Origin of the sequence: Vibrio sp. K4 (assembly GCF_051122595.1) — a bacterium.
Lineage (GTDB): Bacteria > Pseudomonadota > Gammaproteobacteria > Enterobacterales > Vibrionaceae > Vibrio > Vibrio owensii.
Genome location: NZ_CP178578.1, coordinates 366,237 through 380,071 on the forward strand (window position 1 = coordinate 366,237; position 13,835 = coordinate 380,071).

At 48.1% G+C, this 13,835-nt stretch carries 12 protein-coding genes; 1 reads left to right on the forward strand and 11 read right to left on the reverse strand.

Going from position 1 to position 13,835, the window contains the following annotated elements; genetic code table 11:
* Positions 1-5: 5 nt before the first annotated feature.
* The 3 genes from ACLIIY_RS19205 to yidD form a co-directional block, all read right to left on the reverse strand.
* A complete protein-coding gene (locus tag ACLIIY_RS19205) occupies positions 6-803 on the reverse strand; it encodes a Cof-type HAD-IIB family hydrolase (RefSeq protein WP_005434797.1) in 798 nt (265 codons plus the stop codon).
* Between the two features lie 150 nt (positions 804-953).
* Positions 954-1,928: a DUF3137 domain-containing protein gene (locus ACLIIY_RS19210; RefSeq protein WP_434529139.1), complete on the reverse strand. Its 975-nt coding sequence runs from the start codon at positions 1,926-1,928 to the stop codon at positions 954-956.
* Between the two features lie 31 nt (positions 1,929-1,959).
* Positions 1,960-2,310 (reverse strand): membrane protein insertion efficiency factor YidD, encoded by a 351-nt coding sequence (yidD, locus tag ACLIIY_RS19215; RefSeq protein ID WP_434529140.1) that lies wholly within the window; start codon positions 2,308-2,310, stop codon positions 1,960-1,962.
* 245 nt (positions 2,311-2,555) lie between these two features.
* On the opposite strand from yidD, the gene ACLIIY_RS19220 reads away from it, so the two are divergent.
* Positions 2,556-4,235: a pseudouridine synthase gene (locus ACLIIY_RS19220; protein WP_434529141.1), complete on the forward strand. Its 1,680-nt coding sequence runs from the start codon at positions 2,556-2,558 to the stop codon at positions 4,233-4,235.
* An 84-nt stretch (positions 4,236-4,319) separates the two neighbouring features.
* On the opposite strand, the gene ACLIIY_RS19225 is transcribed toward ACLIIY_RS19220, so the two are convergent.
* The 8 genes from ACLIIY_RS19225 to ACLIIY_RS19260 form a co-directional block, all read right to left on the reverse strand.
* The gene (locus ACLIIY_RS19225) at positions 4,320-5,660 is read right to left on the reverse strand and encodes an MATE family efflux transporter (protein ID WP_434529142.1); all 1,341 of its coding nucleotides are present in this window, start codon (positions 5,658-5,660) and stop codon (positions 4,320-4,322) included.
* Positions 5,661-5,870: 210 nt separating this feature from the next.
* Complete coding sequence (locus ACLIIY_RS19230) at positions 5,871-6,893, reverse strand: LacI family DNA-binding transcriptional regulator (RefSeq protein ID WP_005434788.1); 1,023 nt, start codon at positions 6,891-6,893, stop codon at positions 5,871-5,873.
* A 134-nt stretch (positions 6,894-7,027) separates the two neighbouring features.
* The gene (locus tag ACLIIY_RS19235; RefSeq protein WP_434529143.1) at positions 7,028-8,122 is read right to left on the reverse strand and encodes an ABC transporter ATP-binding protein; all 1,095 of its coding nucleotides are present in this window, start codon (positions 8,120-8,122) and stop codon (positions 7,028-7,030) included.
* Entirely contained in the window at positions 8,122-9,471 is a 1,350-nt protein-coding gene (locus ACLIIY_RS19240) for a GH1 family beta-glucosidase (RefSeq protein ID WP_434529144.1), read from the reverse strand. The genes ACLIIY_RS19235 and ACLIIY_RS19240 overlap by 1 nt, the downstream gene beginning before the upstream one ends.
* Before the next feature lie 23 nt (positions 9,472-9,494).
* Complete coding sequence (locus ACLIIY_RS19245) at positions 9,495-10,379, reverse strand: carbohydrate ABC transporter permease (protein WP_005434781.1); 885 nt, start codon at positions 10,377-10,379, stop codon at positions 9,495-9,497.
* Between the two features lies 1 nt (position 10,380).
* Entirely contained in the window at positions 10,381-11,370 is a 990-nt protein-coding gene (locus tag ACLIIY_RS19250) for a carbohydrate ABC transporter permease (protein WP_020195084.1), read from the reverse strand.
* 60 nt (positions 11,371-11,430) lie between these two features.
* Positions 11,431-12,678, reverse strand: coding sequence for an ABC transporter substrate-binding protein (locus ACLIIY_RS19255; RefSeq protein ID WP_005434765.1), 1,248 nt, complete (start codon positions 12,676-12,678; stop codon positions 11,431-11,433).
* Between the two features lie 22 nt (positions 12,679-12,700).
* Complete coding sequence (locus ACLIIY_RS19260; RefSeq protein WP_020195082.1) at positions 12,701-13,705, reverse strand: LacI family DNA-binding transcriptional regulator; 1,005 nt, start codon at positions 13,703-13,705, stop codon at positions 12,701-12,703.
* Positions 13,706-13,835: the final 130 nt, after the last annotated feature.

The window sequence follows — 13,835 nt, forward strand, 5'->3', positions numbered from 1 at the left end:
AGAGATTAAAGCACTTTCTCTTTGATCACTTTCATTACGCCAGAGTCACGATTGCTTGGTGCTGAGAAGCGTGCGATTTTCTTCACCGCTTCGTGCGCATTTTCCATCGCGTAAGAATGCTCGCTCACTTGCAGCATCTCTAGATCATTCAGGTAATCACCAAAGGTCATGGTTTCTTCCGGACCAAAGCCCATGGTTTCTTGAAGGTGTTTGATCGCTGCGCCTTTAGACGCTTCTGCGTTCATCACGTCTAGCCAAATCTTCGCGCTCACCACAACTTGATGGCTGTGACCAAACTTCGCACTCATGGTTGGGAAAACCAACTCTTCAGAACCACCAAAGTGACAGATCGCAACCTTGATAAACTCATCGTCAACGGCCAGTAGATCTGGCACGTATTCACAGCGATGGTAGTACTTCTGGAACTCTTCCAACGCTTTAGGATCTTTGGTTTCAATGTAAGCCGAACGCTTACCACACAGAACCAGGTGCGTGCCTTCAATTTCACGAGCCGCTTGGATGATCGCATCAATTTCTGTTTTTGGAATGGTGCAGCTGTATAGCTCTTTATCTTGGTACATCACCAAGGTGCCGTTTTCTGCCACATAAATCATGCGATCTTGGATCGGTGCAAACGTATCACGCAGGCTGTAGTACTGACGACCAGATGCCGCCGAGAACAGAATGCCCTTCTCTTCAAGCTGTAAAAACAGGTCAAAGAACTCAGGGTCTAGACGACCGTATTGGTCAAGCAAAGTGCCATCCATATCGGTGGCAATAAATTTGATGCTAGCTTGTGACATGACTTTAACTCAAAAGTGAAGCAGCGCAGGTCACTCTGTGAATGAAAACAGGCTGCAAAAAAGAATCACGCTAAGGTACAGGATCTTGGATGAATCTCAAGCTGAAATAATAGTGCATCAATTGAGTTTCAGCTTGAGATAGTAATGGGATTAAGCGGTAACTGAGGTGCTCTGCTCTGTCATGGGCTGAGCCATTGATTTGGTCAGCCCCAGACTGTGAATGGTGCCAATCAGAAAATCGAGTTCGCGATAAATCTCAGCAACGGCTTCAAACTCCCCCGCAGGCTCGTCCAATTTTGGCTCAAACAGTTCTTTCCAATGCGAAATGGCGATATAGAGCTTTCCGTTCACTTGAGAAAGCGACAAGCTAGAGAACTCACTCTCACGACGAAAAGTCAGCACACGCTCGATCAATTCATCCGTCAGCAGTTGCTTTGCTGTGTCTAAATCGTCGCTGTACACCTCATACTGTTGGTCAAACTCCGAGTGACCCATTCGTACTCGTTTACCTATCTGAATCTTGAAGAAACGGTCCCACAACTTTTCACGAAGCGTTGGCCCGTCGTCGCGATCACTCAAAACAAAGGTGCAAATGTCTTCATTCATCGAAACGTCTATTTCACAAAACAGCCCCGCAAAAAATACGTGATGCTTACTCGAACTGTCGCTTCCTGAACTGATGAGCTTCGACGCCTCTATCTCAGACATCACCACCTTCGCATCACCGATGGTGCCTGAAATAAAATCATCACTCTCGAAACCATCACAACGGTCTAAATACAAGCCGCTGCGCTCGAAGGTCTCTTTGGATAACTTACGATTTGGGTCCCAAGTGAGTGAGGGTTCAATATGCGCTAACAAGCTCTGCATGATGTGCTGCTTGTAGGTAGTGCGAAACTGATTGTGCTTTTGATTGAAGTACGCCCAGCCGCCGATCATCAATGCCAAAAGAACAAACACCGTGGCAGAGGTGGCGAGGTCAAACACGACAGTGCCAAAGAACCCCAGCACCGTAAAACCTAGAAACTTGCGTCGACGCAGCGCTTCTAAGCGTAAGGCTTCAAGAGGTTCGAGTTTGTGCCTTAAGTCATTTTCAAACAGCGTTTTAAGTTGATCGGTCGTCATCGCTTCCCTTTTATTTTTAGAGTTGAGTCCATTACCAACAATGGCAAGATGAATCGCTGCTACCGCTACAAGCGTCACTCGGAACGCAATCCAAAGAGTTGCATCCCATGTCCGTTACACAAGATGAGTCATTGTTCTTACGCCTTTTCCGGTTACGGGAAGAATCCCCATTTTGCAGACGTTGATGCGCATGCCGACAGCGTTCGAATTGGTTTTGAACGCTGCTATAACTAGAGATCACTCCCTTGCGTTGAATCATTTTGCTAATGGCAGCAGAACAAGAGTCCGTGCCGTAATACACCGCATGAGCGCAACGGAATCCTTTGTATGGAGATAAATAGCGTTGATAAAATCGTATCAATGCCAACACCAGTTTAGACATGCTTTTCCTTTTGCATCTAATGAGTCATTCTAAAATAACGCTATGGTTATCAATCAAAACAGTACATCACTCAAATTAATCATTTCAAACGCAATCCTAATTTCTGCGTTCTAAGCGATGAAAATCATTGAGATAGGGAGTGAAGGTAAGCCGACACAGCTAGCCCAGAAGCGCCTTCGAATAGCAATCACAGCCAAAACAGGTACAATCCGTGCTCGATTTTTATTTCGCGCGGACTCACTCTCATGCACTCGCCTGAACAATGCTTTACTCGATTTACTGCGGATATTTCTGGCTACGACTTGCCAACGCAGTTTACGTTTCCGTTCTACTACACGCCTCACCCATTGTGTGTGTTGGCTGCAGAGCAATTGCAGCAGCACCTAATGACACAAACTGATTTCGAACACGATTTCGGTCTTGAGGATGAGCAAAACGGACGCGGTAAAATGTTCGGTGTTTTGCTAGTACGTAACCCGCAAGGTGAGCTTGGCTACTTCAGTGCTTTCTCTGGCAAGATTGCCGATCAAAACTTGCTCCCAGGTTTTGTTCCACCCGTATTCGACATGCTGACAGAAGAAGGTTTCTTCCGAGGTGAGACAGATGCCATTAATGCTGCGAACGCGGAATACAAAGCCTTTGCTGCCAACCCTGAACTGGCACAACTGAAAGCAGAAATCAAAGCCGACCGCGAAGCGTATCAGCAAGAAGAAAATGCCCATCGCCAAGTGATGATTACCGGTCGTGCAGAACGCAAACAACAGCGCAAACAAGGCGAACAAACACTGAATCCAGAAGAATTGAAAACACTACTGGATGATTTAGGGAAACAAAGCGTCGCTGAGAAAAATGTCCTCAAGTACCTCAAACAAGCTTGGGACGAAAAGCTCGCAATCAAAGAAGCGCGCTTAACCGAGTTAGAGCAAAAACTGGCGGAACTTAAAGAGCAACGCAAAGACTTGTCTAATGCTCTGCAGCACAAACTGCATAAGCAATACCGCTTCTTGGACAACCACAGCGCCGAGCGCGACTTGGTAGACATTTTTGCTCCTACCACCAACCCAGTACCACCAGCAGGTGCAGGTGAGTGTGCGGCGCCAAAGCTGCTTCAGTTCGCATACAAACATGGTTATCAGCCACTTGCATTAGCAGAGTTTTGGTGGGGCGTATCGCCGAAGTCGGAAGTGCGCCAGCACAAGAAGTTCTACCCATCTTGCAACAGTAAATGTCAGCCGATTTTGGGGCACATGCTGCAAGGCTTGGATGTGGAACCAAACCCATTAGCAGAGAACTGGGCGGAAGATAAAGAACTGGAAATTCTCTTCCAAGACGAAGCCATGGTGATCGTCAACAAGCCTTCGGGCCTGCTTTCCGTTCCGGGGAAAACCATCAAGGATTCGGCATACACACGCCTGCAAGCCATGTTCCCAGATGTCGAAGGGCCGTTCGTTATTCATCGCTTAGATATGGCGACGTCGGGGATTTTGGTGTTTGCTTTAACCAAACGAGCAAACAAGAGTCTGCAAAAGCAGTTCATCACTCGCGGCGTACAGAAGCGCTACATGGCACTGCTAGAAGGTGTATTAACCGAGCCTGAAGGTGAGATCTCGCTACCGATGCGTGGCGATCCGGATGACCGTCCACGTCAACTGGTTTGCTTTGAACATGGTAAGCCTGCTGAAACTTACTGGCAGCTGATTGAAGTGAAAGATAGACGCAGCAAGGTGTACATGTACCCGAAAACAGGACGAACCCACCAGCTTCGTGTACACAGTGCTCACCACATGGGTTTGAACATGGCAATGGTTGGCGACGGCTTATACGGCGAAAAAGCCAACCGCCTGCATTTGCACGCGGAGATGTTGGAGTTGGACCATCCATACAGCAAAGAGCGTATGTGTTTCCAAGCAGAGTGTGAGTTTTAAAGCGACTTATCAATGCAGAATAGATAGCAAAAAGGCACTGAATTTCAGTGCCTTTTTTACGTTTTAGAGCGAGAAAGGATAAGGTTAACTTACCTTAAACTTGGTCCACACTTGTGAGCGCCAGCGTCTTGCCATGATGATGCCGCGTACCCATTCATCCAAAGCAATCGCCATCCACGCACCAATCACGCCGTAGCCCAAGTGAATACCCAAGATGTAAGAGAACACTACACCCAAGCCCCACATGCTGAGAATACCCATCTGTACTGGGAACTTGATATCACCAGCGCCTTTCAGTGCCGAGATGAAGATCAAGTTAAACACGCGGCCAGCTTCTAACACGATAGACCCCATCACTAAGGCACCCGCCAATGCCAAGATTTCTGGCTGATCGGTAAACACGCTCAGAATCTCTTCGTGGAATAGGTAAATCAAACACGTTGCCGCCGTTGATGCAGCAAAACCGACCAAGAAGTAGATCTGCACGCGTTTCAGAATGCTGCTTACCCAACCTTTACCGATGTAGTAACCCGTCTGGATTTGAGCCGCCTGACCAATCGCTAGCGCAAACGCGAAAGAGAAACGCGCGATGTTTTGTGCATAAGTAAATGCCGCGAGCGAAGAGGTGCCCATTTGCACCACAAAGTAGACGATACAGATCTGCGCCATGTTGTAAGACAGCACTTCACCCGCATTCATGCCACCGATCTTTAGGATCTTCTTGAACACGTCTTTCGGCACTTGTTTGAGCTTAGACATTGGCAGCTCGATGCTGCTGCGTTTCAAAATCACGCCCAACAATAGCGTGCCGATTACTTGGCTCACGACTGTCGCCACTGCAACACCTTCAACGCCATACACAGGTAAACCAAACGGCTGATACAGCGCAATGTAGTTACCAATGATGTTGAACACGCCAGAGATTAAGTTAACCACCATTGGCGAGCGTGAATAACCGTGACTACGCAGAATCGTGGTAAAGACAATACCGATAGTAACGTTGAACGTCATCGCACCGCTGATCAGCAAGTATTCACGCGCGTACTGCTCAACTTGAGCTTCTAGCCCGTAATACGGCAAAAAGAACACCGCGCCAATCACGGCCAGCACACTCAAAAATGCACCAACAATAACGGACAAAGCTACGCTGGCAACGCCAACATCAACGGAGTCTTTTTCACGCCCAGCGCCATTGTATTGCGCGATCAAGATACCCGTACCGCTGCTGACAAAGGTAGAAACGATGATCAGGAAAAACGTTAATTGTGTGATGACCCCAACCGCAGACACGGCTTTGTCTGAGTAACCACTCAACATGAATACGTCACTGGTTCCTAAAGCCGTCCGTAGCAAAATTTCGACAAGTATCGGCCAAGCCAATGCCACGATGGACATACGTTGGTTGATATTCTGGCTTTTAGGCATGTGTTTTGGACCTTTCCTACAACTAAAACTGCCCCACAGATAACTGTGAGGCAGTTCAAAAAATTAGATTTCTTAGAATTTGGCTATTTTGATAATTGTGCACTTAATCACCAAAATGCAGGCGCGAATTCTAGACGGAGTTTGGTCACAAATACAACAAGATTTCGTCGAGTTTCGGAAAATATTTTCTAATGGGTTTGGCGACTTATCTCAACTTGATTGACGGAACTTAGACACCGTTGATTGGCGGACAATCAGATCGATCGGCGGTAGACGCACTTCATGCCTTTCACCACTCAATAAATTGAGAATGGACTCGGCACAAATGGCGCCAACTTCTTCAATCGGCTGTCTCAGTGTGGTAAGCGCAGGCGTGAAATATTGTGAGGTCGGTAAGTCATCAAAGCCGATCACAGACACATCCTCTGGCACACGAACGCCGTGGTCATGCAGAGCCTTGATCGCCCCGTAAGCCGTTTGGTCATTGGCAGCAAACAACGCAGAGAAATGCACTTTAGATTCGAGCAATTCCACCGTTTTTTGATAACCAGACTCACTGCTGAAATCACCTTGTTTGACTAATTTTGGCATCACCTTTATGCCTGCCTCTTGCAGAGCGTTCTTGTAACCAACAAAGCGAGCCACCGCATCTGGTTGATTCAAAAGCCCTTTGATATGAGCGATGTTCACGTGGCCTTGTTGCATCAAATGCAGTGTCGCCATGTATCCGCCCAATACATTATCTATATTTATGGATTTAACCTTATCCCCAATGACATTGTATCCAACTGCGACAACAGGAATTCGCTGGGCATATTCCAGAATCTGCTCTTCCGTCAAACTGCCCGTCACGATGATCACCCCATCCACATTACTTTTCGCTAAATACTCCAAAGCGTGTGATTCGAGTGTGCGTTGCCAGTGCCCTGTAGCAATCACCAATGAGTAGCCCTGCGCATTAAGCACCTTCTCCATATCGTTCAGGATTCGACTGGTGTGTGGACTCTCAGGATGTTGAATAAGCACGCCAATGGTCATCGAGCGCGTGTTGGTACCCTGACCCATTTGATAATTTGGTTTATACCCCAGTGACTTGATCGCTTTTTCTATGTTTTGGCTTTTATCGTCAGAGACAAAGGTAGTGCGATTGAGGAAACGTGATACGGTGCTCGGTGACACACCCGCCAACTTGGCCACATCATAGATGGATGCCGCTCTTTTTTTCTTTTTCATTGTAGGAATTTTCCCGGCAAGCTAATAACAAAAATATAAGTTGCAGCGGGGGACGCGACAACATTTTGATATGGGAAATGAGAGCTAGATAAGTCGCCAGTACGCAAGCGCGCACTGGCTTTCATATCGGGGATTTAGAATGTCGCGAGCGAATTTTCACTCAGTGCATCAAATAAGTGAATCGCATCCAAATCCAAGTACAGAGTCAGCGTTTCCACATCCACTTCTGCCGCTTGTGTTTCAACCATAAGCGGCTGACCTGCGATTTCTGTTTTCAGTAGAATACTCGCGCCTAATAGCTCCTTGTCTTTGATTTTAACTGGGAATGGCAACACGCGGTCGTGGTCCACTTGCTCAGCACGCAAATGGATGTCGGTTGGACGAACACCAAAGTGCAATGCTAAATTCTTCGATGCATGTGCTTTGAAACGCTCTGGCAGAGGAATACGAACATCACCTAGCTCGACTTCCCAGTTGCCCTCTTCACCAATCAGCTTTGCATCCAACATGTTCATTGATGGGTTACCAATGAACTGCGCCACAAACTTGTTAGCCGGACGTTGGAACACTTCTGTCGGTGTGCCGACTTGAGCCACGTAACCGTCTTTAAGAATCACGATGCGATCAGCTAATGTCATCGCTTCAATCTGATCGTGAGTTACGTAAATAGTGGTGGTTTTCAGCTCGCGATGCAGTTGCTTGATCTCTTCACGCATCACGCCACGTAGCTTGGCATCCAGATTCGATAATGGCTCATCAAATAAGAACACCTTAGGCGTGCGAACCATAGCTCGTCCCATGGCAACACGTTGACGTTGGCCACCAGACAGCTCTTTTGGTTTGCGATCTAACAGTGCGTCCAACTCAAGCATCTTCGCCGCTTTACGCACTTCTACGTCGATTTGGTCTTTTGGCATGCCTTTTAGCTTAAGAGCAAAAGCGATGTTCTCGTAAACCGTCATATGTGGGTAAAGCGCGTAGCTTTGGAACACCATGGCAAGGTCGCGGTCTTTGGCATCGATTTTGTTCATCAGCTTATCGCCAACGTAAATCTCACCGCCAGTGATGCTTTCCAAGCCCGCCAGCATTCGTAGCGTAGTCGACTTACCGCAGCCCGATGGACCAAGGAAAACCACAAACTCACCATCTTGCACTGTGAAGTCGAAGTGTTTCACGACCTCGACATCATCGTAGGATTTCTTGATGTTTTTGAATTCGACTTTTGCCATTACTGGTTCTCCTCTGCTCGGTCTAGCAGCATATTACGGTAAGCAATTGCGCTCGCTTTTAAGGTGCGCTTTTGCGTTTGGTAATCCACGTGAACAATGCCAAAGCGCTGCTTATAACCGTAAGCCCACTCGAAGTTATCCATTAGGCTCCAAGCGAAGTAACCATCCACATTCACACCTGCTTTAATCGCGGCATCCAAAGCAACTAGGTGCTGCTGGAAATAACGCACGCGCTGCTCATCATTCACTTCGCCATCAATGCAATGGTCATCACCTGCTGCGCCGTTTTCAGTGATGTAAAGTGGTGGCAAGTTCGGGTAACGGTCGTTCAAACGCAGAAGCAAATCTGTCAGTGCTTGAGGGTGAATCTCCCAACCAATGAATGTGTGCTCTTGTTCTGGTTGAGGTACCGTTTCAATATCGCCATGTTCGTTGTAGCGCACGACACAACGGGTGTAGAAGTTAATGCCGATAAAGTCCAAATCGGTCCGGATTATGTCGAGGTCGCCTTCCAGAATCATTGGCATGTTGTGCGATTGGCGCTCCAAGACAAGCTGCGGATATTCCCCTTTTAATACTGGGTCCATAAACCAGTGGTAACCTTCCGCATCGCTGTACTCTGCCGCACCAATGTCTGCATCGCTATACGGGTAAGCGGGTGTCGCGTTGAACACACAACCGTGCATCGCATTTGGTGCGTTCTTGCGCATGTGTGGAATCGCCAGACCATGTGCCAGCATCAAGTGGTGCGCAGACAAGAAACCTTCACGCTCGCCCTTAAGACCAGGAGCATGTTCCCCCCAACGGTAGCCAAGATAAGCAGAGCAGAACGGTTCGTTCAATGTCGCGTATGAATCGATCTTATCACCGAAGTAAGCACTAACTACCTTCGCGTATTCCTCAAACTTGTAAGCCGTTTCTCGGTTTAACCAACCGCCTTTGTCTTCTAGGTATTGCGGTAGATCCCAGTGGTAAAGCGTAACGAAAACCTTCAAACCGCGAGCGTGACACTCATCGATGATTTGCTCGTAAAACTTCAAGCCTTCTTCATTCACTTTGCCATCTTCAGGAATGATGCGCGGCCACGCCATCGATAGACGGTAAGCGCCCACACCTAAGCCTTGAATCATCTCGATGTCTTGCTTCCACAAATGGAAGTGATCACATGCCACGTCGCCATTGTCTGCGTTATCAACTGCGCCTGGCTTATTGCAAAACGTGTCCCAAATCGAAGGCGTACGACCACCTAGCTGAGCACCGCCCTCAATCTGATAAGAAGAGGTTGCGACACCAAATAAGAACTCTGGGCTACGTAATTTTGAATCTTGTGGTAGTTGGAATTTATTCATTGTTATAAAACCTTTTGTTTCGCTTAGCCCTTGACGGCACCAGAGGTCAAGCCGCTGATCATCTGTTTTGAGGCAAATAAGTAAGTAATCACTAACGGTAAAATGGAGATGGTGGTTCCGAGCATCACCGCTCCCCACGGCGTATTCGGAATGCCCTGCACGCTTCGCAGTGCCTGCGTAATCACGTAGTTTTCTGGCGTTGTCAGTACCACAAGTGGCTGCATGAACATGTTCCAGAAGAAGACAAACTGTACGATAGCTAGGGTTGCGAGCGCCGGTTTCATCAGTGGCAATACCACGCTCCAGTAAGTTCTAAATTCACCCGCGCCATCGAGCTTCGCCGCTTCTAACAGCTCTTTCGGAATCGATGCCACTACGTGCTGACGCATCAAGAAGATGCCAAATGGTGTGGTCGTGAACGGTAACCAAACGGCAAGGTGGTTATCGAGCAAGCCGAGGAATTTCACGATCATGAAGTACGGGATCAAGCTCAGTACAGGTGGAATCATCATCGAGCCAACCAGCATGCCAAACAGCAAGTTTTTGCCCTTGAACTTGTACACTGCAAACGCGTAACCGCCCATGCTGCAAAACAGCAGTGAAATCGTGGTGCCTAGGAAAGCAATGTAGATGGAGTTAAACATCGCCTGCCAAAACGGCATGATTTCCAGTAGCTTTGCGTAGTTCACCGCGAGGCTGTCACCAATCGCAAAGCTGATGCCTGTGCCGAAGATTTCAGTACGGTCACGCGTCGATAGCAACGCCGACCAAATGAACGGGAACACGGTCATGATGGCAGACACCACCAACACAGTGCCGAGCATCACCATCAATATCTTGGTAAAGATCTCGATGCTGCGGTCGCTTGGACGCCAACGCTGCGCCGCAGGTAAGGTAGTAGTGTTCATCTTATTGCTCCCCTAGACCTTTCTTACCGAAGAAGAAGAATTGAATTGCTGTACAGCCTGCAATCAAGGTAAACAGCAGCCATGAAATCGCTGACGCTGTGCCCATTTCTAACCATTCCCAACCCACTTTGTAGAGGTACATAGAGATGGTTAAACCAGACTGACCTGTACCACCCGTACCGCGCGTTAGGACGAAAGGTTCTTCAAACAGCTGCAAGTTACCGATGATGGTCATGGTGACCGCAAAGAAGATGAATGGACGAATCATTGGCAGCGAAATGCTCCAGAAACGACGCCATGCGTTTGCACCGTCCATGCGTGCCGCTTCTAGAATGTCTTTAGGAATCGTCATCAAACCTGTGGTGTAAAGCACGATGTTGAAACCTGTGTATTTCCAGAACACCATGATGGCGATAGAAGGCTTCACCATGGTTGCATCATCTAACCAACGGATTGGTTGGAAATCGTTAACCCAAGAAAATGCCCAACCAAAGAGCGTGCTGTCCGCCAGCGCCATTAAGCTTTGGTTGATGATCCCTGAGTTTGGTGAGTACATGTTGAAGAAGATAAGCGACGCTGCCACCGTAGATGTGATGAACGGTAGGAAGTAAGCCGACGTTAACCAGTGGCGGAAACGGTCACCCAAAGACACCAAAATGTACGCCACAGGCAGAGCAACCAAGTGCTGCGCCACGCCCGATGTAATCGCTAGCCAAAGGGTGTTCTTCAGTGAGCGCCACAGCCACGGGTCAGTCAAAGCGATGTGGTAGTTCTCTAGCCCGACGTAATCCATCGCGCCCAAGCCTTCGACTGGGTTCCACTCATGGAAAGAAAGAAAAATAGAAAACAGTAACGGGAAGATCCCGAAAACAGAAAAAATAATCAAAAACGGCAGTAGGAATCCATACGGTGTAAGCGCTTTCAAACTTAGACGAGAAAAAATGCTCTCACGCTCTGATGTTTCCATAACCTTGCTCGCTGCATGATTCATAGTAACGACCTCTAATCAGGAGGGCACGTCGCCCTCCTTGCTTACCAAATGGCGAATTGCTTACAAATTACGGGTGCGGCGCTTAATCATGCGTTCCGCTTCTTTCAATGCCGTTTCAATGTCTTTGCCTTCATCCAGCACTTCCATCAGTGCGTTTTCTAGGATGATAGAGCGAGCAACATGGTCGCCTTTTGCTGGTGCCACTGGTTTGATGTTTTGTGCCACTTCAGCAAACAGTAGGCGCGCTTGCTGACCACCAAGGAATTCGATTTTCTCTTCGAACATTGGGTCGTCGTAAGTCGTAGTGTTTGCAGGGAATGCTGCGATGGTTTCGAAGTGTTTAAGCTGAATATCACGCTTCGTTGTCATGTATTCAATCAGCTTCCAAGCTTCGTCTTGATGCTTAGATTGAGTTGGAATCGATAGGAATGAACCACCCCAGCTACCATAAATACCATCAGGAAGGTTAGATACGCCCCAGCTACCTGCTGTTTCTGGCGCGATCCAGTTGTTTAGGTGACCAAGTAGCCAAGCACCAGAAAGCTGAGTGGCGAATGTGCCGTTACGGAAGCCTTCGTACCATTCGTTTGACCACGCAAGGATGCGGCCATCCAAACCTTTGTCACGGATCTCTTTCGCCACTTCAAACGCGTGAACAAAGCGCTCAGAGGTCACAACTGGGTTGCCGTCTTTATCGAAGTACAGGCCTTCACCTTCAGGTACTGTGGTGAAGATGATCGCTTGTGCCACATCCGCTGCCGACGCGATCAATTGAACGTTTTGCTGCTTAAGTTTTTCACCCGCCGCGATGTAAGAATCCCAATCTTTGATTGCTTCGTTGATATCAATGCCCGCTTTTTCAAAAATGTCTGTGCGGTAGTACATGACACCCGGACCTAGGTCGACTGGCATACCATAAACATCACCGTCAGCACCTTTACCTTGTGCCCATGCATAAGGCGCAAAGCTTTCTGCGTATTTGTCTGCGCCGTATTTTTCAGACAGATTGACTAAGCCGCCCGAAGCAACGAATGGACCAATTTTTTCTACATCAACAACAATCACATCCCCTGCGCCAGAGCCCGTCGCCAAGTTAGTGGTCAGCTTCGTGTGGTGGTCACCGTGGTTATTCATCAGGTAATCCACTTTAATGCCGGTTTCTTTCTCGAAATCCGGTAGCAGAACTTTCAAGCTGCTATCGAAATCAGGGAAACCATCGAAGCGAATTTTGGTTTCGTCAGCCGCGTTTACCGTTGCAGCAACACCCAAGGCAGCGGTCATCGCAAGCGTCAAAGTTTTCAGTTTCATGTTGTTGTCCTTAATTATCGTTTTATAGGGTATGCAGTTCCTTGACTGAACTTCTCGGCACCAAATTCGGCGACAGTTTGAAGTTCACATCTCGTTTGTTTTTATTGAGAATTTGAATCACGAGCTGGACAGCCTCAGCACTCATTTGCTCAATAGGGAAGTTAACTGTGGTTAGGGCTGGCGTGAGGTAACGCGCAAACAAAATGTCATCGAACCCCACAAGGGAGATTTGCTCTGGAACGTCAACACCATGGGCTTTCAGCACTTCGTAAGCACCGAAAGCCATGTGATCGTTACAGGCAAATACGGCAGTAAAATGACAATCGCGCTTCAACAGCTTGCGCATTGCGCTTTCCCCAGACTCTTCGGTAAAACCGGCCTCGGACACCAACGCTTCGTCATACTCGATTCCCGCTTCTTCAAGAGCCTTGCGGTAACCTTGTAGACGCCCCCGTGCGTCAGATTTGTCCAGAGGACCGGTGATACACGCTATGTTGCGATGCCCCATTCGCAACAAGTATTCGGTCGCCAACTGGCCACCAAATTCGTTATCGATCTCAATACAGCTTTGCGCCATTTCAGGGATGAAGCGGTTAACTAACACCACTGGAATGCCCTTCTCTTTCAGATCGATGAGATAATCGTCAGTCAGGTTTTGTGCGTGCAAAATCATGGCATCAACACGACGTCCAAGCAGGAACTCCACAGATTCACGTTGGCTTTGCTCCGAGTTAGAACCTGCCGTTACCACAACGTGATAACCAAAACGACGCAGACGTTCTTCCATGCTGTGCAAAATGCCAGAGTAAAAAGGACCGCCAAGCTCTGGCACGATGATGCCAATGCTGCCGGTGCGACTAGACGCTAATGCCTGAGCGATCGAGTTCGGACGATAGCCAAGTTCTTGAATCGCTTTCTCGACTTTCAGCTTCTTATCGTGACTCACTCGGCTGGTGCCGTTGATCACGCGAGAAACCGTTGCCTGAGAAACCCCTGCGTATTCAGATACATCTTTAATCGTCGCCACAAGAAACCTCTTCTACCTGAGCCTCAAGATTCAATTCTGCTTCGAGATAATTTGCTCGAAACCGCTTTCATGGCAGCTAGTATTTCTGATCCACCTAGGGGTTATCGTGAGAGAAATCACACCGAAATCC

Bases quoted from the DNA above. Each gene is read 5' to 3' on its own strand.
- ACLIIY_RS19205 (WP_005434797.1), bottom strand. From the start codon at position 803: ATGTCACAAGCTAGCATCAAATTTATTGCCACCGATATGGATGGCACT.
- ACLIIY_RS19210 (WP_434529139.1), bottom strand. From the start codon at position 1,928: ATGACGACCGATCAACTTAAAACGCTGTTTGAAAATGACTTAAGGCAC.
- yidD (WP_434529140.1), bottom strand. From the start codon at position 2,310: ATGTCTAAACTGGTGTTGGCATTGATACGATTTTATCAACGCTATTTA.
- ACLIIY_RS19220 (WP_434529141.1), top strand. From the start codon at position 2,556: ATGCACTCGCCTGAACAATGCTTTACTCGATTTACTGCGGATATTTCT.
- ACLIIY_RS19225 (WP_434529142.1), bottom strand. From the start codon at position 5,660: ATGCCTAAAAGCCAGAATATCAACCAACGTATGTCCATCGTGGCATTG.
- ACLIIY_RS19230 (WP_005434788.1), bottom strand. From the start codon at position 6,893: ATGAAAAAGAAAAAAAGAGCGGCATCCATCTATGATGTGGCCAAGTTG.
- ACLIIY_RS19235 (WP_434529143.1), bottom strand. From the start codon at position 8,122: ATGGCAAAAGTCGAATTCAAAAACATCAAGAAATCCTACGATGATGTC.
- ACLIIY_RS19240 (WP_434529144.1), bottom strand. From the start codon at position 9,471: ATGAATAAATTCCAACTACCACAAGATTCAAAATTACGTAGCCCAGAG.
- ACLIIY_RS19245 (WP_005434781.1), bottom strand. From the start codon at position 10,379: ATGAACACTACTACCTTACCTGCGGCGCAGCGTTGGCGTCCAAGCGAC.
- ACLIIY_RS19250 (WP_020195084.1), bottom strand. From the start codon at position 11,370: ATGAATCATGCAGCGAGCAAGGTTATGGAAACATCAGAGCGTGAGAGC.
- ACLIIY_RS19255 (WP_005434765.1), bottom strand. From the start codon at position 12,678: ATGAAACTGAAAACTTTGACGCTTGCGATGACCGCTGCCTTGGGTGTT.